This window comes from Paenibacillus sp. LBL, assembly GCF_029893715.1.
Taxonomy (GTDB): Bacteria; Bacillota; Bacilli; order Paenibacillales; family Paenibacillaceae; genus Paenibacillus_AQ; species Paenibacillus_AQ glucanolyticus.
Window position 1 is genome coordinate 1 of sequence record NZ_JARXYU010000013.1, and the last position, 25,608, is coordinate 25,608.

A 25,608-nucleotide genomic window follows, 5' to 3' on the forward strand; every position below is an offset into this window, starting at 1 on the left:
TCCACGCGTACCCATACCGAACACGACCGTTAAGCCTTCCAGCGCCGATGGTACTTGGACCGCAGGGTCCCGGGAGAGTAGGACGTCGCCAAGCGAATACATATTCCCTGATAGCTCAGTTGGTAGAGCACTCGACTGTTAATCGAGTTGTCACAGGTTCGAGTCCTGTTCGGGGAGCCATACGGAGAGGTGTCCGAGTTGGTCGAAGGAGCACGATTGGAAATCGTGTAGGCGCCAAAAGCGTCTCGAGGGTTCGAATCCCTCTCTCTCCGCCAGCAAGGACTTCATATATGGCCCGTTGGTCAAGGGGTTAAGACACCTCCCTTTCACGGAGGTAACAGGGGTTCGAATCCCCTACGGGTCACCATTATCTATATTGCTTCTGGGGATGAGAATCCTATCATTATGAAATACAGTTGGAGGCTTAGCTCAGCTGGGAGAGCATCTGCCTTACAAGCAGAGGGTCGGGGGTTCGAACCCCTCAGCCTCCACCATATATACACCTTTTAATGACGCGGGGTGGAGCAGTTCGGTAGCTCGTCGGGCTCATAACCCGAAGGTCGTAGGTTCAAATCCTGCCCCCGCAACCAATTTTATCACTAGAATAAGTGATTAAGCCTCATGGAACTGTGGTGTAGAGGCCTAACATGCCTGCCTGTCACGCAGGAGATCGCGGGTTCGAATCCCGTCAGTTCCGCCATTCTTACAAGCTTCAGGGATGAGAACTCATATACTTGGGTTCGTCGAAGCATCATCTTCGTTAGCATAGACTTCGCAGTCTCGAACGAAGAGAGAGTATCCCGTCAGTTCCGCCATTCTTTACTCTTAGTAATAAGAGCCATTAGCTCAGTTGGTAGAGCACCTGACTTTTAATCAGGGTGTCGAAGGTTCGAGTCCTTCATGGCTCACCATTTTTACCAATGTGAGTACAGGATGGAGTACATATTACATTGCGGACGTGGCTCAGCGGTAGAGCATCGCCTTGCCAAGGCGAGGGTCGCGGGTTCGATTCCCGTCGTCCGCTCCATTATGCGCCCTTAGCTCAGCTGGATAGAGCGTTTGACTACGAATCAAAAGGTCGGGAGTTCGAATCTCTCAGGGCGTGCCATTTTTCTTAAAAAACTATTAAAATATTTGATTCATACGAAATTTCATTATGCCGGTGTGGCGGAATTGGCAGACGCGCGCGACTCAAAATCGTGAGGGAAACCGTGGGGGTTCGAGTCCCTTCACCGGCATTTATTAACGGGATGTAGCTCAGCTTGGTAGAGCACCTGGTTTGGGACCAGGGGGTCGCATGTTCAAATCGTGTCATCCCGATTCAAATAGAAAGACTGCTTTCAGATGATCTGAATGCAGTCTTTCTTTGTTGTAGGTAGAAAATAATTCTAATTATAAATGCTCTGCTGAATAATTTGGCAGCGTCCCGGTCACAATATGAAAAACATTGAATAGAAGGGGATTACCTTGAGTGTTTTTCATTTTTTCAAGAAACTGTTCAGAAAACGCTGGAGACGCTGGAGACGCGCCATTTGGTCTTGTGCGATCGTTCTGATCGCAGGTGTCGTGATATGGTCCGGCCAGAATATAAAAGATCAGATGAAGAAGCTGCTCACGGCTACATCAGATGAAACACCACTGGCTGTGGAAACGATGCACTACCTGAAGATTGAAGACGACAAGCAGGAAGAGCGCATAGAGGATCAAAGGGAATTCATGCAGAAGTTGAATACGTCAAAGGGTAAGAAACAGGTTCACGTTCGCATAACGTATGTGTGTGGCACCGAAGAACAAGATTTGGGACGGCTCACGCCAGACGGTATTTATGAATTGATGAATAAAAATCCTTTATGGCAGGGACGGTTGGATGACAAAGGCGAAGTCTGGCTGGAGCAAACCATTTCAGATCTTTCGCCAGCTTGTAAGAGACAAGCATATATTAGCGTCGATTCCAAAGGCAATTTAACGCTGTTTGATGGTCCGCCGGAAGAGGAGAAGGTCATGCGAACCTTTTTTCAGCTCGATGTCGGTTCGATGGAGTCTTCTTTGCCTAAGGATGTCATTAAGCAATTAGAAGACGGTATTCGTATTCAGGACATTGAAGAGTATAACAGTGTACTGTCAACCTTTAGCGACTACGCTCGGGATATGGCCGAGAATGTCATGAAGCCAAGCCCTTAAGTAGTTTCTGTTTTCGTATTTGCCGAATTAAGATAAAAAACTGCCCGAATCATTCGGGCAGTTTTTTGCGTTTCCGGGACAGCCGGAGAGAGCAAATATGAAAGTTATATTACGGCTAATCAAAGGTTTAAAGTTTTTCCTCAACTGAAGTCGATCTTTTGTTATAATGAGAGAACGATACATATGTTCGCTTCATCAGAGGAGAGATTGGTTTTGCGTATTTTAGGGATCGACCCGGGGATTGCGATTGTGGGTTTCGGGTTTGTAGATAAGGTTGGGAGCAAGGTGACTCCGGTGCAGTATGGCTGCATCCAGACGGAAGCCCATACACCGGATGAGGAGAGGCTGCTTCATGTATATGAAGGCATGCAGCAGCTTATTGATAAATACGAGCCTGAGGCTGTGGCATTTGAGAAATTGTTCTTTAACCGCAATGTAACGACGGCCATGTCGGTATCCCAAGCCAGAGGTGTTCTCATTCTTGCTGCCATCCAGCGGGGACTTCCGATTGCAGAGTATACACCGATGCAGGTGAAGCAGGCGATCGTCGGTTATGGCAAGGCAGAGAAGAAACAAGTTCAGGAGATGGTCAGGATGTTCCTGAAGCTGCAGAGCATCCCTAAACCTGACGATGTGGCAGATGCATTGGCGGTAGCGATTTGTCATGCGCATTCATATACACTTAATTCCATGTTAAATGAGGTATTGCGAAAATGATCGATTTTTTACGGGGACAGGTTGTCCACTTAGAAAGTGAATATATTGTACTGGATGTTCAGGGAGTCGGATACCGCGTGTTCTGCCCGAATCCGTATGCTTTTGCGAAAACCGAAGGGACAGTGACGGTGTATACACACCATCATGTGCGTGATGATGCGATCCTATTGTTTGGCTTCCCGTCAAGGGAGGAGCAAAAATTATTCCGTAAACTCATTGAGGTTTCGGGGATCGGACCGCGCGTGGCCCTTGGCATTTTGGGTGGGGGGTCTCCGGACCATGTTGTTTCAGCGATCTATCAGGAGAACGTATCCTTTCTCGTCAAACTGCCAGGAATCGGTAAGAAAACAGCGCAGCGCATGATTCTGGATCTTAAGGATAAACTCGAAGGATTCGGCAATGCGACGATGATGACAGGACTTTTTGCAATACAGGAACCGGAAGCGGAGAATGATGGTTCGGCATGGTCAGAGGCTCGCGAGGGATTGAAGGCTCTGGGTTACACGGATAGTGAACTGGACAAGGTCTGGCTCAAGATTAAGGATTCTGGGGCCAGCGGTGAATCCGTCGATGTGCTGATGAAACGGGCGCTGCAGCAGCTATTTGCCGGTTAGATAGAGAAATCGCTGCAGGAAAGGAGTTTTGTAGATGGACGATCGAATTATTTCCGCCAATCTGATGATGGACGAACAGGCTGTCGAGCTTAGTTTGCGTCCGCGTTATTTGGCTGAATATATAGGACAGAATCAGGTTAAGGAAAATCTCAAGGTATATATCGAAGCTGCAAAAATGCGCAACGAAGCGCTTGATCACGTGTTATTGTACGGTCCACCGGGGCTTGGCAAAACGACCCTGGCTAATATTATTGCCAATGAGCTTGGTGTTAATCTACGGACGACGTCCGGTCCGGCAATCGAACGACCGGGAGATTTGGCTGCACTTCTTACCAATCTGCAGGAAGGGGATGTCTTGTTTATTGATGAGATCCATCGCCTGCACCGGACGGTAGAGGAAGTGATGTATCCGGCCATGGAGGATTTTGCGCTGGATATTATGATTGGCAAAGGGCCAAGCGCACGCTCGGTGCGTCTGGATCTGCCGCCGTTCACGTTAATAGGCGCCACAACCAGGGCTGGGCTGCTCTCTGCGCCGCTTAGGGACCGTTTTGGAGTGGTTAGCCGGTTGGAATTCTATACGGTGGACGAGCTAAGTTACATCGTGTCACGCAATGCGGATCTCTTGGGGATCGAGATACTAGGTGATGCCGCTGACGAGATTGCCCTGAGATCGAGGGGGACGCCTCGTATCGCTAACCGGCTCTTGAAGCGTGTACGTGATTACGCCCAGGTTCGCGGCGATGGGATGATAACGCCAGCCATTGCTCAAGAGGCTTTGAAGATGCTCCAGATTGACCCGATGGGTCTGGATTTTATCGATCATAAAATGCTTAATGCTATGATTCGAAGTTTCCGAGGCGGGCCAGTGGGTCTGGATACGATTGCGGCAACGATCGGAGAAGAGAGTCAAACGATTGAAGATGTGTATGAACCGTATCTCTTGCAGATTGGCTTTTTGCAGCGGACACCGCGAGGCAGGGTCGTTACTCCCACAGCATATCAACATTTAGGCATTCCTTTTCCGGAGGACCGCCGTTAGTTTATAGAGTCATGAAATTCATACTACATCCTAATAGCTACAGGAGGAAAGACGCAAATGGATAGGAACTGGACGAAATCATTATTCCGCTGGTCCGCAAAAGGATTCTTGGCACTGACAATTGCAGGAAGTGTATGGAGCGCACCAGCCGTGCATGCGGCTGCTCCTTCATTGGATACGATACGAGTCGCGATGTTTTTGGATCTGGGAAGTCAGTATAAGTCAACAACGAATGCAGTTACTCTGCAATCCATGGAAGCTTTAACGGCTTCAATGCTTGCTGCTGGCACTCTGGAAACACTCGTAAATATTCCTGCCAATCAGCAGGTTCGGATGAGTGTGGATACATACCGCGTCAAGGTGCTTGAGACAACGGATTGGAAAACAGCTTCAGAAGCAGCGAAGAAGCTGCAGGGCACGAGCGACAAACCGATGCTGTTTATTGATGGCAAGGTATATAAACTGTATGCCGGTATGTATGGAACCGAGAAATCAGCTATTGAAGCAGCAGCGAGAACAGCAAAGACTGCGGCTGCTCATCTGAACGGACAGACCCCTTCCGTCAAAGGCGGATTGCATCTGTCGGCTGGATCGTATGGCTCAGAAGCCCAGGCGGAGACGGTTCGTAAATCGTTTGCGGATGCAGGCATTGATGCATTCAACGTGCTGGTGCCGGCGGGAGGAGCTTCTACTTATGAGGTATGGGTAGGGGAAGCCGCGAACACATCGGATTTGGCAGCAATCAAACAGGAAGCGGGAAAAGTTTCTGCTGCACTTGTCGAACAGGGTGCTAATACTTCAGGACTGATTCTGAGACGCGATGTCAGCCTGAACCTGGCAACCCCTCAAGAAACACAGCATTACATGTTGGCGGGCGCTCAGTCCACACTGCGCCTGGAAGGGAAGACAGGGGCCGCAACAAATGTGAAAGAGCGCACGGATCGTTCTTATCGAGGGACATTTGAGATCGGGCAAAAGAACGGCCAACTCTATCTTGTGAATGAATTGCCGTTCCAGCAGTACCTGTATTCCGTTGTCGGCGCCGAAGTGCCGTCTTCCTGGGGAGCAGAGGCTCTGAAAGCTCAAGCCGTTGCAGCGCGCAGTTATGCTCTATTCCAAGGCAGCAAGTTTGAAGTAGCACATGTGGTGGATACAACATTAAGCCAAGCCTATTATGGAACAGCCTATGAGTATGCCAGCATTATTCAGGCTGTAGATGCCACTGAAGGCGAAGTTGTTTTGAAGGACGGCAAGCTCGTGGAAACCGTATTTTCCTCCAACAGCGGGGGGATGACGGCGGACTCCACTGAGGTATGGGGAAACCGGAACGATCTGTTTACAGCAGTGGAAAGCCCCGGGGATTCTTCGTCCCAAGCTGCGCTCAAGTCATGGTATCATGTGCTCCTTCCGAGCGGGGTTACCGGTTATGTCCGTGAGGACAATGCAAAAGAAACCGGCAATAAAACCTCGGCAGGGCTTCTGTACATGACCGTCACTTCCAAGGATACGAATGTGCGGCAATTGCCGTTAATCCAATCGAACGTTGAGCCTGTGGGCAAGATGAATCCGGGAGACACTGCCGTTATTCTTGAAAAGGTGGCGGAGTCCAACAGTTATGATTGGGTTCGCGGTCCTTATACTTCAGACGAATTGCTGGCCTCTCTAAAAGGAAAAACAACTAACAGCCTGCCTGCCTCTATTTCTTCATTGGATGTAACGGAGCGAGGCCCATCCGGGCGTGCCCTTACGGTTAAAGCTAATGGACAAGTGCTGGACGTCAAATATCCGGATATGTTCCGCTCTGTTTTCAACGGTCTGCCAAGCACACTGTTTGATATTGAATCAACCGGAAGTTATACTGTATTGAGCGCGAATGGTGCGGTATCAACGGTTTCAAGCGGTCAAACGGTATCGGTCATCTCTGGAAGCGGAAACGGAAATGTTAGAGGCTCCGGGACCGTTGTGATGAATGGAACAGGGAAAGCACGTGTAATCGAGAACTCTTCCGGCTTCAAATTTACCGGCAAAGGCTTCGGTCATGGACTCGGCATGTCGCAGTGGGGTGCCAAAGGAATGGCCGATGAAGGGTATGATTATAAGCAGATACTCCAACACTATTACCGCAACACGATTATTACGAAGGACTGACCGACATGAATGTAGATTTGTATGATTTTGAATTACCCGAACAATTGATTGCGCAGACACCGCTGCTTGATCGAAGTTCGTCAAGACTTCTCACCCTTAACAAAGAGAGCGGGCAAATCAGTCATCAAACGTTCGCAGATATCATAGACAGCCTGAATGCGGGAGACACGCTTGTATTAAATGATACGAAGGTGATTCCTGCACGATTGTTCGGCGAAAAGGAAGATACCGGTGCCAAGGCAGAGGTCCTTCTGCTGAAGAGTATGGGGCAAGACCGATGGGAAGCACTGGTGAAACCCGGCAAGAAGTTGAAAAAGGGAAATGTGATTTCTTTTGGTGATGGCAAATTAAAAGCGGTTATTGAGGAGGAAGGAGAGATGGGTGCTCGCACCCTTTCCTTCTCTTATAAAGGGATTTTTCAGGAGATTCTGGATGAGCTGGGTCAAATGCCGCTCCCGCCTTATATTAAAGAGAAGCTGGATGACCGGGATCGTTATCAGACCGTATACGCGAAGCACGAAGGATCCGCAGCTGCACCGACAGCAGGCCTTCACTTCACAGAGGCACTCCTGGAACAGATCCGTGCCAAGGGGGTGGACATCGCCTTCATCACCCTGCATGTGGGACTGGGAACATTCCGTCCGATGTCCGTGGATGTGGTCGAGGATCATGTCATGCATGAAGAGTATTATTCTCTCTCTCAGGAGACGGCAGATCTGCTTAATGAAACGAAGCGGCGCGGCGGCCGGGTCATAGCTGTTGGAACGACCTCATGCCGAACGCTGGAAACGGTAGGCTCACAGATGAACGGCGAGCCTCTCCGGGAGAGCAGCGGCTGGACAAGTATTTTTATCTATCCCGGGTATTCGTTTACGGTCGTGGATGCACTGATCACGAATTTCCATCTTCCCAAATCCACGCTGGTTATGCTGGTCAGTGCGCTGGCTGGACGTGAACACATTATGAAAGCGTACAAGGAAGCAGTTGAAGACAAGTACCGCTTCTTCAGCTTTGGCGACGCTATGTTTATCTATTAACTTCGGAGGTTGGTAATCACAATGGCAGCAGCTGTTACGTATGAACATATTAAAACGTGCAAACAATCAGGCGCTAGGCTTGGCAGGGTGCACACTCCTCACGGTGTGATCGATACACCGACTTTTATGCCGGTCGGAACATTGGCAACCGTAAAAACCATGAGCCCGGAAGAACTCAAAGCCATGGATGCTCACATTATTTTGAGTAATACCTATCATCTCTTTCTTCGTCCCGGGCATGACATCGTCAAGGAAGCAGGCGGACTGCACAAATTCATGAACTGGGACCGGCCGATCTTGACCGACAGCGGCGGCTTTCAGGTATTCAGCTTGGCAGAAATGAGGAAAATAACGGAGGAAGGCGTACATTTCCGTTCCCATCTGAACGGAGATAAACTGTTCATCTCTCCCGAGGTTGCCATGGAGATTCAGAACGCGCTGGGATCTGATATTATGATGGCCTTTGATGAATGCCCGCCTTATCCTGCGGAGTACGAATATGTGAAACAATCCACTGAGCGTACTTCCCGCTGGGCTGAACGCTGCCTTAAGAGTCATGCCAGACCGGAAGATCAAGCCCTGTTCGCGATCGTCCAGGGAGGCATGCATGAGGATCTGCGCCGCCAGAGCGCCCGGGATTTGACTTCCATGGATTTCCCGGGTTATGCTATTGGTGGACTTAGTGTGGGAGAATCGAAGCAGCTGATGTATGAAGTGCTGGATCACACGGTACCCCTGCTGCCGAACAATAAGCCTCGCTATTTGATGGGAGTCGGATCACCCGATGCGTTGATTGAGGGCTCGATTCGTGGTGTGGATATGTTCGATTGCGTGCTTCCGACTCGGATTGCCCGCAACGGGACAACGATGACAAGTCAAGGCCGTCTTGTCGTTCGAAATGCTCAATATGCCAGGGATTACGGACCGCTGGATCCGGAATGCGACTGCTACACTTGCCGTAACTACTCGCGTGCTTATTTGCGTCATCTGATCAAGAGCGATGAAACGTTCGGAATGAGATTGACGACGTATCATAATCTGCATTTCCTGCTCAATTTGATGCGGGGCGTACGCCAGAGTATTATGGAAGACCGTCTGCTTGATTTCCGCGATGAGTTTTTTGATAAGTACGGCCTACATGATAATAAAAAAGGGTTTTAAAGCAAAATCATGGCCATCATGATAAGTTTTATGAAAGGGGGGAAAGATATGATAGAAACTTTTGATTTAGCAGCAGCGGCGAATGGCGGCAGTGGCGGCATATTAGGTCTGATCTTGCCATTCGTATTGATGTTTGTTATCTTCTATTTCCTGCTTATTCGTCCACAGCAGAAGAAACAGAAGACTAGAAACGCAATGCTTAGCGCCTTGTCCAAAGGCGATAAAGTGGTAACAATTGGAGGACTTCACGGCACGATCGTGGAGATTACCGACAATATTGTGGTCTTGAAAGTGAACGATGTAACGAAGTTGACGTTCGACCGCAACTCGATCAGCCACAGTGTAAGCACGGATGCATAATCACGTCTCACTTACATACGGGATGTAATCGTGAAGATATGACAGCCATAACAAAGGCCGGTTCCTGATGGAATCGGCCTTTGTTTTTTTTGTGAGTAAAAGTGTAGCAATGGACTGTTCATGGAAGATTTAGGAAGTGTGTTATTTCTTCAAATTGACCCCGAACATTCCCCCGATTGCGCCAGCAGCAAAAACCATGGCAATCAGTGTCAAGTCTCCAAGAGACAAGGAGCTATCCAGGGCAAGAAAGCCAATGACGAGCAGTGTAACGCCGTATAACAGCCCTGTGAGGCAGCCGTAATACCAGCCTTTGTTTCCTGCTCGCTTCCCGCTTACACATCCACCGATAAACGCTGCGATAGCATGTACGAGAAACGTATAAAAGGATAAGTCGTCTTCAGCCAGCCCGCTGCTCCATAGAAGCAGTGATAAAGCCAGTGCACCGAGAAACATCCAGAAAAAAGAATACAAAAGACCTGAAAGAATCGGATTGGAGATCCTAAAGGTAAATACTCGCCGGATTGGTTCCATGAATCGTCCCCCTTAACTAATCTTGATTATTAAACATTGTATGGCCAAGCCTGTACATATAGTACAAACTGAACATTTTGCAACCGGTTTTGCATGATTACCATTAATTAAGCAATTGTAATCGAATGGGAAGAGGTGCAGCAGGCCAGAATAGCTGTACATGAGAATGTTCGACAAGCTAGGGAGGGATTGTTTATGTCTCATATGACTATTCTGATTCTGCGGACCATTCTGATGTATGTGGTCATTTTTGTCACCATGCGAATCATGGGCAAAAGGGAAATCGGAAAGCTGTCCATCTTCGATTTGGTCATATCCATCATGATCGCTGAAATTGCCGTTTTTGTACTGGAAGATGTCAATAAACCGATTTGGGAAGGGCTTGCTCCTATCGCCGTTCTGGTGGGCATTCAGGTAGGGCTTGCTTACATTGGCTTGAAGAATCGAAAGATACGCCTGTTTGCAGACGGAAGGCCAAGCGTATTGGTGTCCCGTGGCAAGCTGCACCGCAAAGAGATGACAAAATTGCGCTATAATCTGGATGATTTGATGCAGCAGCTAAGAGGCAAAGACATCGACAGCCTGGCGGATGTGGAGTTTGCGATTCTCGAAACTTCCGGCCAGCTCACCGTCATTCCAAAGGATGCTGACAGCAGTTCGAATAGCTCCAACAGCAGCAGCCACTCTTCAAGTTCATCAGAGACCCCGAGTTCCGCAAATTCTTCCGGTTCTTCTTCATCCAAATCCACATCCAAGGAAGTAGATCCAACCGTCGTCGATATTCCATACCACAAAATTACGTACGAAGGGCTTCCCATTCCGCTTATACTGGATGGAAAGGTACAGGACGAAAATCTGGAATTAATTGAAAAGACACGATTCTGGCTTAAAAACGAGATTCAAAATCATGGTGCCAAAGATTTTAAAGATATATTTTTGTGCTCGATTGACCATAAAGGACGTATTTACATTGACCGCAAGGATCGGGATTAACGGCGGCTCAATCGGCTGAACCAGGAACCAACGACGGGAACACGCTCCAGGTCACGAGGAGTGACCAGCCTGGTCATAAAAATCACGATCAAATAGACCATGACTCCAACCGTTGCAGAGGCCAGGAATTGCAGCCACGGTAAGGATGCAAACGGAAGATGTTTATAGCCATACAGAACACAGGCGCCCATAATGATCATAACGGCTCCGATTTTCACATAATCAAGCAGGCGGAACCGAAAGCCGATCAGTCTCGACAGGCTAAATCCATGCAGCAAAGTGACAGCGATGCTGTTTACGATGATGGCGATCACGGCACCCTTGATGCCGAAGGCCGGATTGGATGCCAAATAAACGATGAGGCTCATTTTGATGATAGCTCCGACCAGAGTATTCAATAGAGCACGACCTGGTCGGTCGAGTGCCTGCAGTGCAGCTTGCAGGGGGGACTGCACGTACAAAAACAGAGCGAAGGGTGCCATGATTTTGAGCATATCGCTAATCTCGCTATTGTCGTATAACAGCAGACATAGCGGCTCGGCCAAAACAAACATGAGGATAGCAAAGGGAGCGCCTGAGACAAGGGCAAGCCGAAGGGATTGGTTCATCCGTTTGTGTATGGTAGCCCGATCATTACGCGCGGCTGCTTCTGAGAGTGAAGGAACAAGGGAAATGGCGAGAGAGACGGTCAGGGCACCGGGCAATAGCAGAAGCGGGATAATCATGCCCTGGAGAGCTCCATACTGGGCGGTAGCTACGGATGTCGCAATACCTGCCATGGCCAGACTGCGATTCGTCAGAATGGTCTCCAGCAAGTAAGAGAAGGAGCCAACCATTTTACCGCCGGTGACAGGTAAAGCGATACCGAATAAACGTTTCAGGATGCCTTTATTGGTGGGGGGCGTTTCCTTCACAATCGGTGCCGTGATTGCCTCTTGTGGTGATCTCGGCATCAGTTTGTTGGTTCTGCGTCCCTCACCAGAATATTGCAGCAGCAGTGCAATCATCCCGATCAGCTCTCCGACAGCTGTGCCGAGCATGGCTCCTGCCGCGCCGTATGCGATACCTTTGGGCATCAACAGATGGGCAAACCAAAGCATGCAAATAATTCGGACAATCGTCTCGATCACAGAGGAGCTTGCGGAGGGAATCATGTTTTGTTTTCCTTGGAAGTATCCTCGATACACGGACGAAACGGCAATGATGATCAGCATGGGTGTCATGCTGATGAAGGTTTGATATACACGCTCGTCCGGCAAAAGAACACCGGTTACCCAAGGAGCAAGCAGCAGACTGAGTCCTGTAAAGAGGGTACCTGCTATCAGGGTCAGCATAAGGCTTACATGAAGAATCTGCTTGGAGGCATCCTGCTTCCCGGCTCCTTCGGCTTCAGCAACCATTTTGGCAATGGCCAGCGGAATTCCGCCCGTAATGATAGTTACGAGCACGATAAAGAAGGGATACCCCAACTGGTAAATGCCGACACCCTCGGGTCCAATGATCCGGGGGAGGGCGATACGGGGAATAAACCCGAGTAGGCGGTTTAATATGCCGGCTGCAAGTAAGATCAGCGTTCCTTTAATAAATGATTGCTTGTTCACTGTCCATCCCACTCCCTGGTTAAGACTGAATACGATGACACAACATGGCTATTCTTATGGATATGCCCTACCTGTCCCATCTGATGACTTTACTTTTTTTTCAGGACATGGTAGGAATAGAAGGAAAGCAAAGTAGGATGTCGAATGTATTTTAGGGACAACAGGGAGTCAGTGAGGAGGCCATATGCATGGAACTCGAGCAAATGAGCGAGGAAGAATTGATGAGCACCATTGAGATGGTATGCTTGAGCAAAGTTGAAGAAATGCATCTGATCGGGTACGAATATGTGACCAGCGATGATATTTGGAACTGTGTCAGCAGCAAGTATGAGAAGGAAGGCGTCCCATCCCTCCACAAACTGGTCAACGACATTCTGTCCTTGAAGGCAACAGCATTAATGAACTATATGACAATATCAGCATATAAGGGATCTTCTTTCGATTAATCGGAGAGGTCCCTTTTGCCTTGCGGAATAAGGGTTCATCCATAAGCCCGACAAATTTTGATAAATTGACTGGGTTTTATGACATCGCTATAATAGGAATATTGAGTAAAAAGGGGGAACAAGGGACGGCATGAAGAGAATTATCAGTTTCGTTGGAACCGTGCTCGTGATCACTATTTTAATGGCCGTTACAACTCCAGGCTTGTTGAAAGAGGTCCGTCTTGGTTTGGATCTAAAGGGTGGATTTGAAATCCTTTATGAAGCCGAGCCATTAATGGAAGGTCAGCAAGTCACAAAAGAAGCACTGCAGGAAACAGCGAAGAGCTTGCAAAAGCGCGCTGATGCGATGGGAACGTCAGAGCCGGAGGTTACGCCGGAAGGGACAAACCGGATTCGCCTGAAAGTGGCGGGCGTAACGGATGAGGCCGAAGTTCGAAAAACAATGAAAGAACCTGCAAACCTCACATTCCGAAGCAATGACGGCTGTAAAGAAGGCGAGGAGTTTTGTAAAATAGAGCTCCGCGGCGACGATTTTGTCGAGAATGGCGCATCGGTTGCCTATGACACGCTTAATCAGCCTATGATAGATATTAAAGTGAAGGACAAAGGGAAGTTCGCTGAAATTACAGAACGTCTTCTTGGTCAAGAGCTCGCTATCTTCATGGATGACCAACTTCTGTCGGCTCCGACGGTACGAGCTGTATTGACAGACGGCACTGCGCAAATTACAGGGAATTACTCCCTAGATGAAGCAAAACAGATCCGGGATACGATTAATCTCGGTGCTTTGCCACTGAAACTGGTAGAGAAATACTCCCAGAGCGTAGGGGCAACACTCGGTATGCAGTCTCTTACTAAAACGCTGCAAGCAGGTCTTATAGCGTCTGCTGCGATTCTGTTATTCATGATCATTAGATACCGTGTACCAGGTTTGCTTGCAAGTTTTGCACTCATTTTGCATACATGGCTGCTGATTCTTATTTTCGTATGGGCTGACTTTACCTTGACGCTTCCAGGTATCGCGGCATTCATACTTGGTATTGGTATGGCCGTTGATGCCAACATCATTACCTATGAACGTATTAGGGAAGAGATCAAGACAGGTAAGAGTGTGCCATCCGCAGTGAAATCGGGCGGTAAGTCGTCCCTGCGGGCGATTATGGACTCTAACTTGACAACGATTCTTGTTGCCGCTGTAATGTTCGGGTTTGGTACCGGTGCGGTTAAAGGTTTTGCGCTCGTATTGATCTTGGAGATTATCGTAAGTATTGCCACGAACGTTTATTTCTCCCGTTTCTTGCTCAATCTGCTTGTGAATATTGGTTGGGCCCGCAAACCGAGCCATTATGGCGTAAAGGAGCGTGACATTCGTGAGCTTTAAGAAATACGATTTCGTAAGCAAAAGCAGATTTTTCTATATACTATCCATAGCTATTACGATTCTGGGGTTGGTATTTCTCCTGACTCGAGGGCTTAACTATGGGGTTGACTTCCAATCAGGCTCCAACGTGGATATCTCACTCTCCAAACCGTTGACAACGGAGCAGATTGAATCCGTGCTAGCAGAAGCAGGGATCGGTGAAGATGCAAGTGTTACGCCGGGTAATGATCGTGTGAACATCCGGTTCAGCCAGGTACTCACCGAGGATCAGGATTTGAAGCTGAGATCCGGCATCGAGAAGCTGGATGACACGGCAACATTCGAGATCAATACGGTTGACCCCGAGATGGCTAAGGAGCTTGGACGGAACGCAATATATGCCGTACTTCTCTCATGTATCGGGATTATCATCTATGTCAGCATTCGCTTTGAATGGCGGTTTGCGATTGCAGCGATTGTAGCGCTCCTGCATGATGCATTTGTGGTTATCAGTATTTTCTCGATTCTCGGGTTGGAAGTGGATTTAACGTTCATCATTGCCGTTCTGACGATCATCGGTTATTCGATTAACGATACGATTGTTATCTTTGACCGGATACGGGAAAACTTAAGGTTTGCCAAGATTAAAAGATCATCGGATCTAAATGATCTCGTAAACAAAAGTTTGCACCAGACGCTCGGTCGTTCGATTTATACGGCTTTGTCCGTATTCATCGCTGCGTTCTTCATGCTCTTGCTTGGCGGTGAGTCGATTCAGATGTTCTCGCTGGCGATTTGTATCGGTTTGGCTTTCGGTGCGTATTCTTCGATCTTTATTGCGAGTCCGTTGTGGCTTGTGCTAAAAAAACGTAATGTCAGCAATAAACCGAATGCACCTAAACCAAACAAAGATAAAATTGAAATTTAATCCAATGGGCTGATGGCGTTGCAATCTAGACAGCAGAGATCCTATACAAGTGAAAGCCGCGTCGTAGGCGACGCGGCTTTCTAAAGTTAACAGCATGATCATGTGCAGGATTGACTGGACACGATTGAGGGGGGCCTCAAGTGAACAATGAACGATTGAATCATACCGAAACTATCGTCTGGACAGGCATTGTAACTGATTTTGCATTGGCATTGTGCAAAGGCATTGTCGGTTATTTATCCGGCAGCAAGGCTCTAATCGGAGATGCTATGCACTCTGCGGCGAACGCAGTAACTTTATTGGTGAACCGGATGCCAAGCACAGGAATCTTTGGCTATAAGAGTTCCATTCGGAGCAAACGGGATGCACCTGAAACGGCGGAGCCAGTAATTTCGATCTTGTTTGCCGTATTGTTTATTATGGGCGGCATCCAAATTGCTATTTCAGCCATTCAGCACATGGCATCAGGCAACCTCCAGCCGCCAACCAAAGGCGCAATAATTGCAGTCCTTGTCTCACTGGCAGTAAATGAAGCCGTATTTCAGTACCAATACCGGCAGATCAAAAGAAACAATGATCCAAGGCACGCGATGCTGTCCGCTGACCACCGATTCGCACTATATTCTTCTCTTACGGTCTTGGTCGGGGTGTCTCTTTCCATGGGAGGCTTTTATTTCGAATTGGCTCCGCTGGTATACATGGACTCGATTGCAGCTCTTATTGTGTCTTGTCTCGTAGTGAGAAAAGGGTATATACTGATCGTTCATTCCGTTTATGGAACGCTTTTAGAAGAGAAGCGACATGAGCATGAAGCGGAGTTTATGGATACGATTCAGCGTGTGCACGGTGTCATAACGGTCACGGAACTGAAAGTTCAGGAATACGGACAGTTTCGCCATGTGAACATCGAGGTGAAAATCACCGTGAATCCGCGTACTTCCGTATTGGAGGCACAGGAAATTGCCGAGCGGATCCGAAAGCTTTTAACCCATCGCTTCATTCAGGTTACGGATGCCAAGGTTGCCGTAGTTCCCTATGAACCGGGTTATCCGTATAAATCGAATTATGACTTGATGGACAATGATATGCCGACACTGACGCAGTAACGGATGAGTTACAGGCTAAGACAGCAGGAAAAAGGCAGGAAAAGGAAGGTGAGTCCCTGTGCTGTATTCCAAATACGAATGGCGAATACACCCGGCAGAGTCATCAATCACCGATAGGCTGGCTCAGGACCTGTCGTTGTCGCCCATTGTGGCTTCACTTATGGCTTCGCGGGGGATACAATCGGCCGAGGATGGACACAGATTTCTACATGGTACCTTTGAGCTGACGCATGATCCTTATCTCATGCAGGGAATGCAAGAGGCAGTACCGCGAATACGCAAAGCGCTGGAGGATCGTGAGCATATTCTGATCTATGGCGATTACGATGCAGATGGAGTATCCAGCACATCGTTGATGATTCATCTGATGCGTCATTTGGGCGCATCCTATGATATTTATATACCTCATCGTTCCAATGAAGGTTATGGTTTACATAATCATGCACTGGATTGGGCCCATCAACAAGGGGTGAGTCTGGTGATTACCGTAGATACGGGAATTAGTGCAGTCGAGCAAATTGCGTACGCGAACAGCTTGGGCATCGACGTGATTGTCACAGACCATCATGAGCCGCCTGAGACGCTGCCTGAGGCTTATGCACTGATCAACCCGAAGCTTCCCACATGTCCTTATCCTTTTAAGGGTTTGGCGGGCGTAGGCGTGGCGTACAAGCTGGCTCAGGCTCTTGTGGGGGAGCCGCCTGAGGAATGGCTCCAGATCGTTTCCATCGGGACGATAGCTGATTTGATGCCGCTCACTGGAGAGAATCGGGTGCTGGTGAAGCACGGAATTGAATCGATGCGGAACACTCGTTATGAAGGCATTCGATGTTTGCTCGAGGTATCGGGGGTTCACGTGGAGCAGGTAACCGCAGTAAACGTGGCTTTTTCTATGGCACCACGAATTAATGCCAGCGGCCGCCTCGATCATGCAGGTCGTGCGGTTACGCTCCTTACAACAGAGCACAGGGAAGAAGCGGAGCGTTTAGCCTGGGAGCTGGATGGACTGAACAAGGAACGGCAGCAAGTGGTTGAGACCATTGTTGAGGAAGCCCTTGGAATGGTGCAGACCCGCTGGGGAGGGCGGGAGATTCCTCCCGTCATCGTGCTGGCCGGTGAAGGCTGGAATGTTGGTGTTGTTGGAATTGTGGCTTCCAAAATATTGGAGCGATTCTACAGACCTGTTGTCATACTCGGGATTGACCCCGATACGGGGAATTGCAAAGGCTCTGCCCGTTCGATTCCAGGATTCGATATCTATGCGGCTTTACACTCCTGTCGGGACGTGATGGACCATTTTGGCGGTCATCATTCTGCTGCCGGCATGAGCCTCCAGCGGGACCGCTTGGAGGAGTTTGAACGGGGACTTCATGTATATGCAGAAGAAGCACTTGATGCAGAGCATCTCATTGCCGTATGTGATGCAGACCTCGAAGCCAGCATGTCGGAGATATCTGTGCCTGTTTTGGAGCAAATCGAACAGTTAGGACCATTTGGGATGGCGAATGCTGTACCCAAGATTGTCTTTCGTGATGTTGTCATTAAGGATGTTCGGAAAATCGGCAAGGAAGGAAAACACCTGAAGCTTCGTATCCAGCAGAAGCGGGAAGTGATGGATGCCATCTCATTTGGATGGGGGCATCTTGCCGATATTTTGCCCGTAGGCACTATCGTGGACGTGTTGGGAGAGCTCTCCGTGAATGAATGGAACGGCAGCCGCAAGGTGCAGCTGATGATTCAGGACATTCGCGCCTCCTATCAGCAGGTATTTGATTATCGGGGAATCCAAGAGCCTTTGAAAGAAATTCAGAGGTGGAGAGCGGATCTGGAACCGCATCTCCGTTGTCCGGCTGCCCGTTCGGCAGTGGTATATGCAAAAGATTCACACCCGGAAATAAAAACCCAATTGTATGATATGTGCCTTTGGGTATATGATAGGAATGCTGGCGTCTTGCCGGATAATGAAATTGCTGAGAACCACAATCAAGAAGACATTTCCGTTTTGTTCGTACTGGACGTACCGGAGACGGCTGAACAGCTGGATGGGTTCATGTCAGCCTTCCATTCCGTTCCCAATATATTCATGTTACATCCGACCCGGAGTCAGCGTGAACGATTGCTAATTCCGGACCGGGAACAGTTTAAAAAGCTGTACGTTTCACTCGCTGGAATGACGTCCAGTCCCATGCCGGAGAACGAGGTTGTTGCGCGTCTGCAGCAGCAGGCTTCCTTGTCTCCACGCATGTTAGTCAAAGTGCTGGACGTGTTTGAAGAATTGGCGTTCATTCAGCGTGTCGAGGGACAAATTACTTTTATACCGAAGCCGGAGAAAAAACCGCTGGATGCTTCCCGTCACTTCAGGGAATTAAGCGATTTGGCGGATATGGAGCAGCATCTGCTTCATGCCGGTACCGAACAATTAACCCAGTGGATGATGTCCCGCACAAAAGGTGTATCTTAGCCGCAACCATACAGGAGGAGATTATTTTGGATTTTAAAGATTATATTCGTGTCATTCCCGATTTTCCGCAGGCGGGGATCAGCTTCAAAGATATTACCACACTGCTGAAGAACGGTGAGGCATATCGCAAATCCATCGAAGAATTGAAGGTCATGGTGTCCGATCTTAAGATCGATGTGATAGCTGGTCCCGAAGCTCGCGGATTTGTCGTGGGTGCACCGCTGGCGTATGCCCTTGGAGTCGGATTCGCTCCCATTCGCAAAAGCGGAAAGCTTCCATACGAAACGATTGAAGTGGGATATGACCTCGAGTATGGAAAAGATCGCTTGGCGATGCATACCGATGCCATCGAGAAGGGGCAAAATGTTCTGATTGCGGATGATCTCCTTGCAACTGGCGGGACCATTGCAACTTCAATTAACCTCATCCGTCAATTGGGCGGCAATGTGGTTGGAGCTGCCTTCATGATCGAACTTACCGATTTGAATGGCCGTTCGAAGCTGGATGGAATCGATGTATTTACACTCATGAAATACGAGTAAACGACAAAGATCTTCCTGATTTTCCCGGGAAATATTAACGCCCTGAGCTATAAGCTCAGGGCGTTTTTTGATTTGAGATCCAGTTATGATGAAATCAATCTGGTGTTTTCTCCACGATCGGTCCATCATTTTTTTCATTGGAGAGACCGGTAATTTCGAATACTTTAAAGAGCAGAGCCATAACGACACCTACGATGGTTGCCAATGCCATACCCTTCAGTTCGACGGTATTGATCTTCAAAGTTACGCCGCTAATTCCTGTTACCAACACCAGTGTAGCCAGAATCATGTTGCTTGCTTTGGAGAAATCGACCTTTTGCTCAACGAAGATTCGAAGACCGGAAGCTGCAATAACTCCGAACAGCAACAGGGATACGCCGCCCATTACGGGTGTAGGAATGTTCGCTACAACGGCAGAGAACGTTCCGGAGAAGGAGAGTATGATCGCAATAACGGCTGCTCCGGCAATCACGAATATTGAGTATACCTTTGTAAGCGCCATGACACCAATATTTTCACCGTAGGTGGTATTCGGTGTTGAGCCTACAAACCCGGACAGGATAGTGGATATACCGTTGCCAAGCAGTGAACGATGAAGGCCGGGATCTTTAGAGAGGTCTTTGCCCACAATATTGCTGGTTACAAGCAAGTGGCCAATATGCTCAACGATAACAACGATCGCAACCGGAATGATGGTCCAGATCGCTCCGTTATCGAACACCGGTGTGGTCAGCTGCGGTGCTGACAAGAAGGTTGCATTCGCAATTTTCTCTGTGTCTACCACTCCAAGAACGAAGGAGAGTGCATACCCGACTACGATTCCGATCAGGATGTGAATGATTTTGGAGAAGCCGCGGAACAGGATGGAACCGAATACCGTGACGCCGAGCGTAACGAGCGAGATGGTAATGATTTTAGGATCAATGGCCTGTCCCTCTTCCGGCAAAAAGCCGGCCATGCCAGCAGCAACAGGAACAAGCTCAAGTCCGATCATCGCGATAATGGCACCCATAACCGCAGGCGGAAATACGAAGTCGATCCATTTGGTTCCTGCATATTTAACGATGAGAGCCACAAGACAGAAGATGATCCCCGTGACGATGAAGGCTCCCAATGCTTTGCCATAGTTGGCTTCCGGGTCACCGGCCAGTACGATCAGAACCGGCGAGATAAACGCAAAGCTGGAGCCGAGGTAGGCCGGGATTTTTCCTTTACATAAGAAAATGTAGAGCAGTGTACCAATACCGTTCATCAGCAGGATCATGCCGGGGTCCACGCCGAATATGTTCGGTACAAGCACCGTGCTTCCGAACATGGCAAACAAATGCTGCAGACTCAGAAGGAAGCCTGGACCAAACGGAAGTTTCTCATCTACTTGAATTTCACGTTGCAAACCATTTCACTCCTCTATAGGACTTTAAATATAGGACCGTTCGCGTACGATCTTTAATAGATTAAATACAATCGTTCGTTTTTTCAACAATAATTTTTACAGTTCGTCAAAATATCCAATTCATGTCAAGTTTTGATGTCTCCGCGCCGGAAACGGGCATACTATAAGTGTCAGGATGCTGCACATGTTGACGTATAACGCCACAAGCGTCATAATGATAGGAAAACAATCACGAGGGAACCTGCACGTTTTGACAAGGGCGGGTTCCATTTTATATAGAAAGGGAAGAGAAGGACTCCAAAATGGGCATAGAGCGATTACTCGAAAAGGCCAGCGCCTATATAAAAGAACCCGATCTTCTCCGCATTGAGGAAGCGTATGTATTTGCGGAGCAAGCCCACCACGGACAAGTGCGGAAATCGGGAGAACCTTATATTCTTCATCCGCTTGCGGTTGCAGACATCGTGGTGAACATGCAGGTGGACACGTTGTCTATTATTGCTGCACTGCTTCATGATGTCGTTGAGGATACAACTGTATCACTTGAGCAGATTCGCGAGCGCTTCGGGGATACGTGTGCAATGCTGGTGGATGGGTTGACTAAATTAGAACGTATCCAATTCCGGTCCAAGGAAGAGCAGCAAAACGAAAATTATCGTAAAATGTTTATCGCGATGGCACGGGATATCCGGGTGATCGTGATTAAGCTGGCGGACCGTCTTCATAATATGCGCACTCTTAAGTACCAGTCCGAGGAAAGCCAGCGTCGCATTTCCTATGAAACACTAGAGATCTTCTGCCCGATTGCCCATCGTCTCGGTATTTCCGCGATCAAGTGGGAAATGGAGGACATCGCGCTTCGTTACTTGAATCCGCAGCAGTATTACCGCATTGCGAATTTAATGCACAAGAAGCGGGCTGAACGGGAGCAGTACATCGACAACGTCATTGTCTGTATCCGGGAGAAGCTGGATGAAATGGGCATTCAAGCCGATCTGTCCGGCAGACCCAAGCATATCTACAGCGTGTTTAAGAAAATGACCGTAAAGAACAAGCAATTCAACGAAATCTACGATCTCCTTGCAATCCGCATTATTGTGGACAACATCAAGGATTGTTATGCTACGCTCGGCATCATTCACACCCTCTGGAAGCCGATGCCTGGCCGCTTCAAAGATTATATCGCCATGCCAAAAACAAATATGTATCAGTCCCTCCACACGACCGTGGTTGGACCGAACGGGGAGCCGACAGAGGTTCAAATCCGCACCTGGGAGATGCATCGTACGGCAGAGTTCGGTATCGCGGCACACTGGGCCTACAAGGAAGGCTCAGGAGGCAACGGAGGCAGCTTCGACAACAAGATGACGTTCTTCCGTGAAATATTGGAGCTGCAGCATGAAACGAAGGATGCCTCAGAGTTTGTAGAATCTTTGAAAATGGACTTTTTCTCTGATTTGGTTTTTGTATTTACACCCAAAGGCGAAGTCATCGAGCTGCCTTCAGGCTCCGTACCGCTTGATTTTGCCTACCGGATTCATACGGAAGTAGGTAACCGCACCATCGGTGCCAAGGTTAACGGAAGGATCGTTCCGCTGGACTATCAGCTTAAGACCGGCGATATCGTGGAAATTTTGACCTCGAAGCATTCGTACGGCCCGAGTCAAGACTGGTTGAAGATTGCCCAATCCTCTCACGCCCGCAGCAAAATCAAGCAGTGGTTTAAGAAGGAGAAGCGGGAAGAGAACGTGGAGAAGGGACGCGAGATGCTGGAGCGCGAGATCAAGCGTCTGGGTCTTGAGGTATCCGAATGGATGACCGATGATAAATTAATGGAAGCGGCCAAGAAGTTTGCTTTTAATGACATCGAGGATATGTTGTCGGCCGTTGGCTTTGGGGGTATCACCGCCGCGCAGATATGCACCAAAGTGACCGAGAAGCTCCGCAAGGAGCAGGAGGAAGCGAATCAGCTTGAATTGACTTCTGAGATGAAGGAGATCAAGCCGGCAGAGAAACGCAGCCGTCCGACCAACGGGGTACGGGTGAGGGGCATAGACAACCTGCTTGTGCGATTTGCGAGATGCTGTAATCCTGTCCCGGGAGACGACATTGTCGGTTATGTTACCCGGGGACGCGGGGTATCGGTTCACCGATCGGACTGTCCGAACCTGCCAACTACGGATGAAGGCGAAGATGCCGCACGTGTGATTGAGGTTGAATGGGAATCGACCATTGAGGCTAATTACAGCGTCGATATCGAAGTGACCGGTCACGATCGTAACGGATTGCTGAACGAGGTCCTCCAGGCCGTGTCAGAGAGCAAGACGAATATATCTGCCGTAACCGGACGATCCGACAAGAATAAGATGGCGATGATCCACATGACGATTTTAATACGCAATACGGATCACCTCCAATCCGTTGTGGAACGGATCAAGCGGGTAAAGGATGTATATACCGTTCATCGAATCATGCAGTGATTGGAATGTTGGCATGGTCGTTCTGTTAAGGGGCCCCGGGCCTCATGACAGCACGGATTATTATATGAATGCGGTCTGTTATCCTGCGGGAGACAGGCCGTTTTATTATATGGAGATAAGGAGATATTCCGATATGAAAGTTGTTATTCAACGATGCAAGCATGCACAAGTGACGGTCGACAATGAAGTTGTTGGCAAGATTGGAGCGGGCTTGATGGTGCTTGTGGGTGTGACCCACGGCGATGAAGAGAAGGATGCCAAATATCTTGCCGACAAGGTGGCAGGGCTGCGGATTTTTGAGGATGAGGACGGAAAGATGAATTTAAGTGTTCAGGACGTTGGCGGAGCCATTCTCTCTGTCTCCCAATTCACTCTATATGGCGATACCCGGAAGGGAAAACGGCCAAACTTTATGGCTGCGGCAAAGCCGGATGAAGCCAATGCCTTGTACGAGTTCTTTAATCGTGAGCTCTCGGCGAAGGGATTGCAGGTTGAGACAGGGGTGTTCGGAGCGATGATGGATGTGTCGCTGACCAATTGGGGACCCGTCACGCTGATTATCGACAGCAAGTCATAAATCTAGAATCGCATATGCAAATGCATGATATCAGAGAGATGGGGCATCCTGTGTGAGTAATCGCAGGTCCATTATTCTCTTTGGAAAAGGAGTCATGCTGCCTATGCGTCAATCCCCCAAATTCTCGATATGGAGCAGTTTGCCTGTGTTGGTCGGTTCAGGAGACATAAGGGAAGCAGCCAGCATGGAACGCATGGTTGCTGTTTCAGAGGAACCGGCACAGGAAAGAAACATTAAGGGAAATATTCGGAAACAGCTGCCGAGATCCTAGAATATAGCCGCAGTGAATAAGGATGATATTGCATTGATAAGCAGAGCCTGGGTGAGATAAACTCGGGCTTTTTCTGTTCCCTTCTAAAAAGGCACCCCCTTACCCGCTTCAATAATTCCACTGTTATAAAAAAGACATTACAGGGTAATAACAAATCGAGGACAATCATGAAGGGAGATATGCCAGATGAGTAAAATTGCATTTCTACTAGCTGACCAATTCGAAGATTCCGAGATGAAGACTCCTTATGATGCCGTGAAGGAAGCGGGACATCAAGCAGATATCATTGGATTGAAACAAGGACAAGAGGTAAAGGGCAAACAGGGCAAGGCTTCCTATACAACGGATAAGGCCATTGCCGACGTCAATATAAACGATTATGATGCGGTGGTTATTCCAGGTGGATCTTCTCCGGAAAATTTACGTCTGGATTCCCATATATTGAAGTTCGTCACATCAGCGGACAAGTCAGGCAAACCGATTGCTTCGATATGCCATGGGCCGCAAATTCTCGCAAGTGCCGATCTGCTGAAGGGACGCACCATCACTTCCTATCCTCCGCTTCAGGACGATATGGTGAACGCTGGTGCAACCTTTAAGGATGAAGAAGTGGTCGTAGATCGAAACTTCATTACTTCCCGAACGCCGAAAGACGAGCCAGCCTTCGTGCGTGAGCTGCTAAAGGCACTGTAACGGAAAAATAGCTGTATGGGTTGTCTATGTTATACCGCTCTTTCAAACAAGTTGGTTGATAAAAAGGAGGAATGGACATGTCTAGACAAATTCAAGCCTATTTCAGAACGGAAGACGACGCCGAGGGCGCAAGGACGACACTGTTGACCTACGGTACCGAGCAGCTTGAGGTAGGACAGCTGCAGGATTCGGTTCGAGGGGGAGGGAATATTCTTGTCCCGCTCGTGCCTTGGGGTAATTCAGGCACAGGCGGAGCAACTGCGGGTGCCACGACGATGGGTGCACCCGGCGGAGTAGTAGGCGCTCCAGGCGTCATTGTGGGCTCGCGGGAAGCAAGCCGCGACCGGGCAGAGGATCGGCCTGACAGCGATGATATGAACGGAGACGGCTGGCGCGAGGCGGATGTGACGGACCGCGACTATGATGATCTGAGATACGTATTGTCCGTTAAAGTAAGGGACGAGGATTATGATCAGATTGTGCATGATCTGCGGGCAAATAACGCTTACGTGGAGCGTTTTGACTAAATAATAAAGGATAGCCTAGCATTGCAATCCTATTGGATGATAATGATTGCAGCAAGCGAAGAAGGCATATCCCATTAACGTAAAGGGGCTGTTCCGTCATTGGAGCAGCCCCTTTGAAGCCGTTTCAATAAAAGCGCTTTCTCGCTTGTAATATAACTGTAATGTTTGTTCAATGTTCCTTTAATATTCGCTGTTTATAATAACAGCATGACCCCCTTTTTTATATAATATATGTTTTGGACCTACAACAGTGGTTTGTAGGTTTTTTTCTTTTTTCGGGTAAATTCTACAAAGTTTCTTGACTTTAGTGCGGCGGTTCATTAGAATCTAAAAATATAATGTTTTGGGTATACTATATTTTATGAATAACGGATTTCATGACGGGAACAAGTACTCCATCCCCACAAGACCAGAGAAGAATCCCCTGGCTGTAAGGATT

23 protein-coding genes, 11 tRNA genes and 1 rRNA gene are annotated in these 25,608 nt (G+C 48.5%); 32 read left to right on the forward strand and 3 right to left on the reverse strand.

Translation table 11 applies throughout. The features are described 5' to 3' along the window. The 20 genes from rrf to yajC form a co-directional block, all read left to right on the forward strand. Positions 1–94 (forward strand): 5S ribosomal RNA (gene rrf / locus M2277_RS22545); the annotation flags it as partial. A 10-nt stretch (positions 95–104) separates the two neighbouring features. Continuing rightward, positions 105–180 (forward strand) — tRNA-Asn (locus M2277_RS22550). Positions 181–183: 3 nt separating this feature from the next. After that, positions 184–275, forward strand: a tRNA-Ser gene (locus M2277_RS22555). A gap of 17 nt (positions 276–292) precedes the next feature. Continuing rightward, positions 293–367: transfer RNA gene (locus M2277_RS22560), tRNA-Glu, on the forward strand. Between the two features lie 51 nt (positions 368–418). Then, positions 419–494: transfer RNA gene (locus M2277_RS22565), tRNA-Val, on the forward strand. Between the two features lie 19 nt (positions 495–513). Then, positions 514–590 (forward strand) — tRNA-Met (locus tag M2277_RS22570). A 33-nt stretch (positions 591–623) separates the two neighbouring features. After that, positions 624–700 (forward strand) — tRNA-Asp (locus M2277_RS22575). Positions 701–835: 135 nt separating this feature from the next. Further along, positions 836–911 (forward strand) — tRNA-Lys (locus M2277_RS22580). 41 nt (positions 912–952) lie between these two features. After that, positions 953–1,027 (forward strand) — tRNA-Gly (locus M2277_RS22585). A 4-nt stretch (positions 1,028–1,031) separates the two neighbouring features. Then, positions 1,032–1,108 (forward strand) — tRNA-Arg (locus M2277_RS22590). Between the two features lie 50 nt (positions 1,109–1,158). Further along, positions 1,159–1,238: transfer RNA gene (locus tag M2277_RS22595), tRNA-Leu, on the forward strand. Between the two features lie 8 nt (positions 1,239–1,246). Further along, positions 1,247–1,320 (forward strand) — tRNA-Pro (locus tag M2277_RS22600). Between the two features lie 147 nt (positions 1,321–1,467). After that, positions 1,468–2,181 (forward strand): BofC C-terminal domain-containing protein, encoded by a 714-nt coding sequence (locus tag M2277_RS22605; RefSeq protein WP_280755563.1) that lies wholly within the window; start codon positions 1,468–1,470, stop codon positions 2,179–2,181. A gap of 213 nt (positions 2,182–2,394) precedes the next feature. Next, on the forward strand, positions 2,395–2,898 hold the full coding sequence (gene ruvC / locus M2277_RS22610; RefSeq protein WP_036644844.1) for a crossover junction endodeoxyribonuclease RuvC: 504 nt from the start codon (positions 2,395–2,397) through the stop codon (positions 2,896–2,898). Next, entirely contained in the window at positions 2,895–3,512 is a 618-nt protein-coding gene (gene ruvA / locus M2277_RS22615) for a Holliday junction branch migration protein RuvA (RefSeq protein ID WP_036644842.1), read from the forward strand. Before ruvC ends, ruvA begins: the two co-directional genes overlap by 4 nt. Positions 3,513–3,546: 34 nt before the next feature. Beyond that, the gene (gene ruvB / locus M2277_RS22620) at positions 3,547–4,554 is read left to right on the forward strand and encodes a Holliday junction branch migration DNA helicase RuvB (protein ID WP_006208833.1); all 1,008 of its coding nucleotides are present in this window, start codon (positions 3,547–3,549) and stop codon (positions 4,552–4,554) included. Positions 4,555–4,611: 57 nt separating this feature from the next. Further along, on the forward strand, positions 4,612–6,702 hold the full coding sequence (locus M2277_RS22625; protein ID WP_280755564.1) for a SpoIID/LytB domain-containing protein: 2,091 nt from the start codon (positions 4,612–4,614) through the stop codon (positions 6,700–6,702). Between the two features lie 5 nt (positions 6,703–6,707). After that, positions 6,708–7,739 (forward strand): tRNA preQ1(34) S-adenosylmethionine ribosyltransferase-isomerase QueA, encoded by a 1,032-nt coding sequence (queA, locus tag M2277_RS22630; protein WP_148247959.1) that lies wholly within the window; start codon positions 6,708–6,710, stop codon positions 7,737–7,739. A 21-nt stretch (positions 7,740–7,760) separates the two neighbouring features. Further along, the gene (tgt, locus tag M2277_RS22635; protein ID WP_006208836.1) at positions 7,761–8,900 is read left to right on the forward strand and encodes a tRNA guanosine(34) transglycosylase Tgt; all 1,140 of its coding nucleotides are present in this window, start codon (positions 7,761–7,763) and stop codon (positions 8,898–8,900) included. A gap of 48 nt (positions 8,901–8,948) precedes the next feature. After that, entirely contained in the window at positions 8,949–9,260 is a 312-nt protein-coding gene (yajC, locus tag M2277_RS22640; RefSeq protein ID WP_280755565.1) for a preprotein translocase subunit YajC, read from the forward strand. A 141-nt stretch (positions 9,261–9,401) separates the two neighbouring features. Here yajC and M2277_RS22645 read toward each other — a convergent pair whose 3' ends face one another. After that, the gene (locus M2277_RS22645) at positions 9,402–9,791 is read right to left on the reverse strand and encodes a TIGR04086 family membrane protein (RefSeq protein ID WP_006208838.1); all 390 of its coding nucleotides are present in this window, start codon (positions 9,789–9,791) and stop codon (positions 9,402–9,404) included. A 195-nt stretch (positions 9,792–9,986) separates the two neighbouring features. Between M2277_RS22645 and M2277_RS22650 the strand changes: the two genes are divergently transcribed. Then, positions 9,987–10,784 carry a DUF421 domain-containing protein gene (locus tag M2277_RS22650; RefSeq protein WP_280755566.1) on the forward strand — a complete coding sequence of 266 codons (798 nt, stop codon included), beginning with the start codon at positions 9,987–9,989 and terminating at the stop codon, positions 10,782–10,784. On the opposite strand, the gene spoVB is transcribed toward M2277_RS22650, so the two are convergent. Further along, entirely contained in the window at positions 10,781–12,385 is a 1,605-nt protein-coding gene (gene spoVB, locus M2277_RS22655; protein WP_063478874.1) for a stage V sporulation protein B, read from the reverse strand. The genes M2277_RS22650 and spoVB overlap by 4 nt on opposite strands. Before the next feature lie 188 nt (positions 12,386–12,573). On the opposite strand from spoVB, the gene M2277_RS22660 reads away from it, so the two are divergent. From M2277_RS22660 to M2277_RS22685, 6 genes are all read left to right on the forward strand, one after another. After that, positions 12,574–12,831, forward strand: coding sequence for a post-transcriptional regulator (locus M2277_RS22660; RefSeq protein ID WP_006208841.1), 258 nt, complete (start codon positions 12,574–12,576; stop codon positions 12,829–12,831). A gap of 130 nt (positions 12,832–12,961) precedes the next feature. Further along, positions 12,962–14,212, forward strand: coding sequence for a protein translocase subunit SecD (secD, locus tag M2277_RS22665; protein WP_006208842.1), 1,251 nt, complete (start codon positions 12,962–12,964; stop codon positions 14,210–14,212). Then, on the forward strand, positions 14,202–15,119 hold the full coding sequence (gene secF, locus M2277_RS22670) for a protein translocase subunit SecF (protein WP_076153243.1): 918 nt from the start codon (positions 14,202–14,204) through the stop codon (positions 15,117–15,119). Before secD ends, secF begins: the two co-directional genes overlap by 11 nt. Positions 15,120–15,259: 140 nt before the next feature. Continuing rightward, the gene (locus M2277_RS22675; protein WP_280755567.1) at positions 15,260–16,225 is read left to right on the forward strand and encodes a cation diffusion facilitator family transporter; all 966 of its coding nucleotides are present in this window, start codon (positions 15,260–15,262) and stop codon (positions 16,223–16,225) included. 58 nt (positions 16,226–16,283) lie between these two features. Further along, complete coding sequence (gene recJ, locus M2277_RS22680) at positions 16,284–18,686, forward strand: single-stranded-DNA-specific exonuclease RecJ (protein WP_280755568.1); 2,403 nt, start codon at positions 16,284–16,286, stop codon at positions 18,684–18,686. A 26-nt stretch (positions 18,687–18,712) separates the two neighbouring features. Then, positions 18,713–19,228 carry an adenine phosphoribosyltransferase gene (locus M2277_RS22685; protein ID WP_152828200.1) on the forward strand — a complete coding sequence of 172 codons (516 nt, stop codon included), beginning with the start codon at positions 18,713–18,715 and terminating at the stop codon, positions 19,226–19,228. A 94-nt stretch (positions 19,229–19,322) separates the two neighbouring features. Here the strand turns inward: M2277_RS22685 and uraA are convergent, their stop codons facing one another. Beyond that, complete coding sequence (gene uraA, locus M2277_RS22690) at positions 19,323–20,621, reverse strand: uracil permease (protein ID WP_036644832.1); 1,299 nt, start codon at positions 20,619–20,621, stop codon at positions 19,323–19,325. Positions 20,622–20,923: 302 nt separating this feature from the next. Between uraA and M2277_RS22695 the strand changes: the two genes are divergently transcribed. The 5 genes from M2277_RS22695 (at position 20,924) to M2277_RS22715 (ending at position 25,169) form a co-directional block, all read left to right on the forward strand. Further along, positions 20,924–23,101 (forward strand): RelA/SpoT family protein, encoded by a 2,178-nt coding sequence (locus M2277_RS22695; protein WP_006208848.1) that lies wholly within the window; start codon positions 20,924–20,926, stop codon positions 23,099–23,101. Between the two features lie 133 nt (positions 23,102–23,234). Next, a complete protein-coding gene (gene dtd / locus M2277_RS22700; RefSeq protein ID WP_280755569.1) occupies positions 23,235–23,678 on the forward strand; it encodes a D-aminoacyl-tRNA deacylase in 444 nt (147 codons plus the stop codon). Between the two features lie 52 nt (positions 23,679–23,730). Beyond that, positions 23,731–23,949 carry a hypothetical protein gene (locus tag M2277_RS22705; protein ID WP_127502952.1) on the forward strand — a complete coding sequence of 73 codons (219 nt, stop codon included), beginning with the start codon at positions 23,731–23,733 and terminating at the stop codon, positions 23,947–23,949. Between the two features lie 186 nt (positions 23,950–24,135). Then, on the forward strand, positions 24,136–24,642 hold the full coding sequence (locus M2277_RS22710; RefSeq protein WP_076153246.1) for a type 1 glutamine amidotransferase domain-containing protein: 507 nt from the start codon (positions 24,136–24,138) through the stop codon (positions 24,640–24,642). Positions 24,643–24,719: 77 nt separating this feature from the next. After that, complete coding sequence (locus tag M2277_RS22715; RefSeq protein ID WP_006208852.1) at positions 24,720–25,169, forward strand: hypothetical protein; 450 nt, start codon at positions 24,720–24,722, stop codon at positions 25,167–25,169. Positions 25,170–25,608 lie beyond the last annotated feature (439 nt).

Bases quoted from the DNA above. Each gene is read 5' to 3' on its own strand.
- M2277_RS22715 (WP_006208852.1), top strand. From the start codon at position 24,720: ATGTCTAGACAAATTCAAGCCTATTTCAGAACGGAAGACGACGCCGAG.
- ruvB (WP_006208833.1), top strand. From the start codon at position 3,547: ATGGACGATCGAATTATTTCCGCCAATCTGATGATGGACGAACAGGCT.
- M2277_RS22645 (WP_006208838.1), bottom strand. From the start codon at position 9,791: ATGGAACCAATCCGGCGAGTATTTACCTTTAGGATCTCCAATCCGATT.
- queA (WP_148247959.1), top strand. From the start codon at position 6,708: ATGAATGTAGATTTGTATGATTTTGAATTACCCGAACAATTGATTGCG.
- M2277_RS22660 (WP_006208841.1), top strand. From the start codon at position 12,574: ATGGAACTCGAGCAAATGAGCGAGGAAGAATTGATGAGCACCATTGAG.
- tgt (WP_006208836.1), top strand. From the start codon at position 7,761: ATGGCAGCAGCTGTTACGTATGAACATATTAAAACGTGCAAACAATCA.
- ruvA (WP_036644842.1), top strand. From the start codon at position 2,895: ATGATCGATTTTTTACGGGGACAGGTTGTCCACTTAGAAAGTGAATAT.
- M2277_RS22695 (WP_006208848.1), top strand. From the start codon at position 20,924: ATGGGCATAGAGCGATTACTCGAAAAGGCCAGCGCCTATATAAAAGAA.
- dtd (WP_280755569.1), top strand. From the start codon at position 23,235: ATGAAAGTTGTTATTCAACGATGCAAGCATGCACAAGTGACGGTCGAC.
- yajC (WP_280755565.1), top strand. From the start codon at position 8,949: ATGATAGAAACTTTTGATTTAGCAGCAGCGGCGAATGGCGGCAGTGGC.
- M2277_RS22650 (WP_280755566.1), top strand. From the start codon at position 9,987: ATGTCTCATATGACTATTCTGATTCTGCGGACCATTCTGATGTATGTG.
- M2277_RS22625 (WP_280755564.1), top strand. From the start codon at position 4,612: ATGGATAGGAACTGGACGAAATCATTATTCCGCTGGTCCGCAAAAGGA.
- secD (WP_006208842.1), top strand. From the start codon at position 12,962: ATGAAGAGAATTATCAGTTTCGTTGGAACCGTGCTCGTGATCACTATT.
- M2277_RS22710 (WP_076153246.1), top strand. From the start codon at position 24,136: ATGAGTAAAATTGCATTTCTACTAGCTGACCAATTCGAAGATTCCGAG.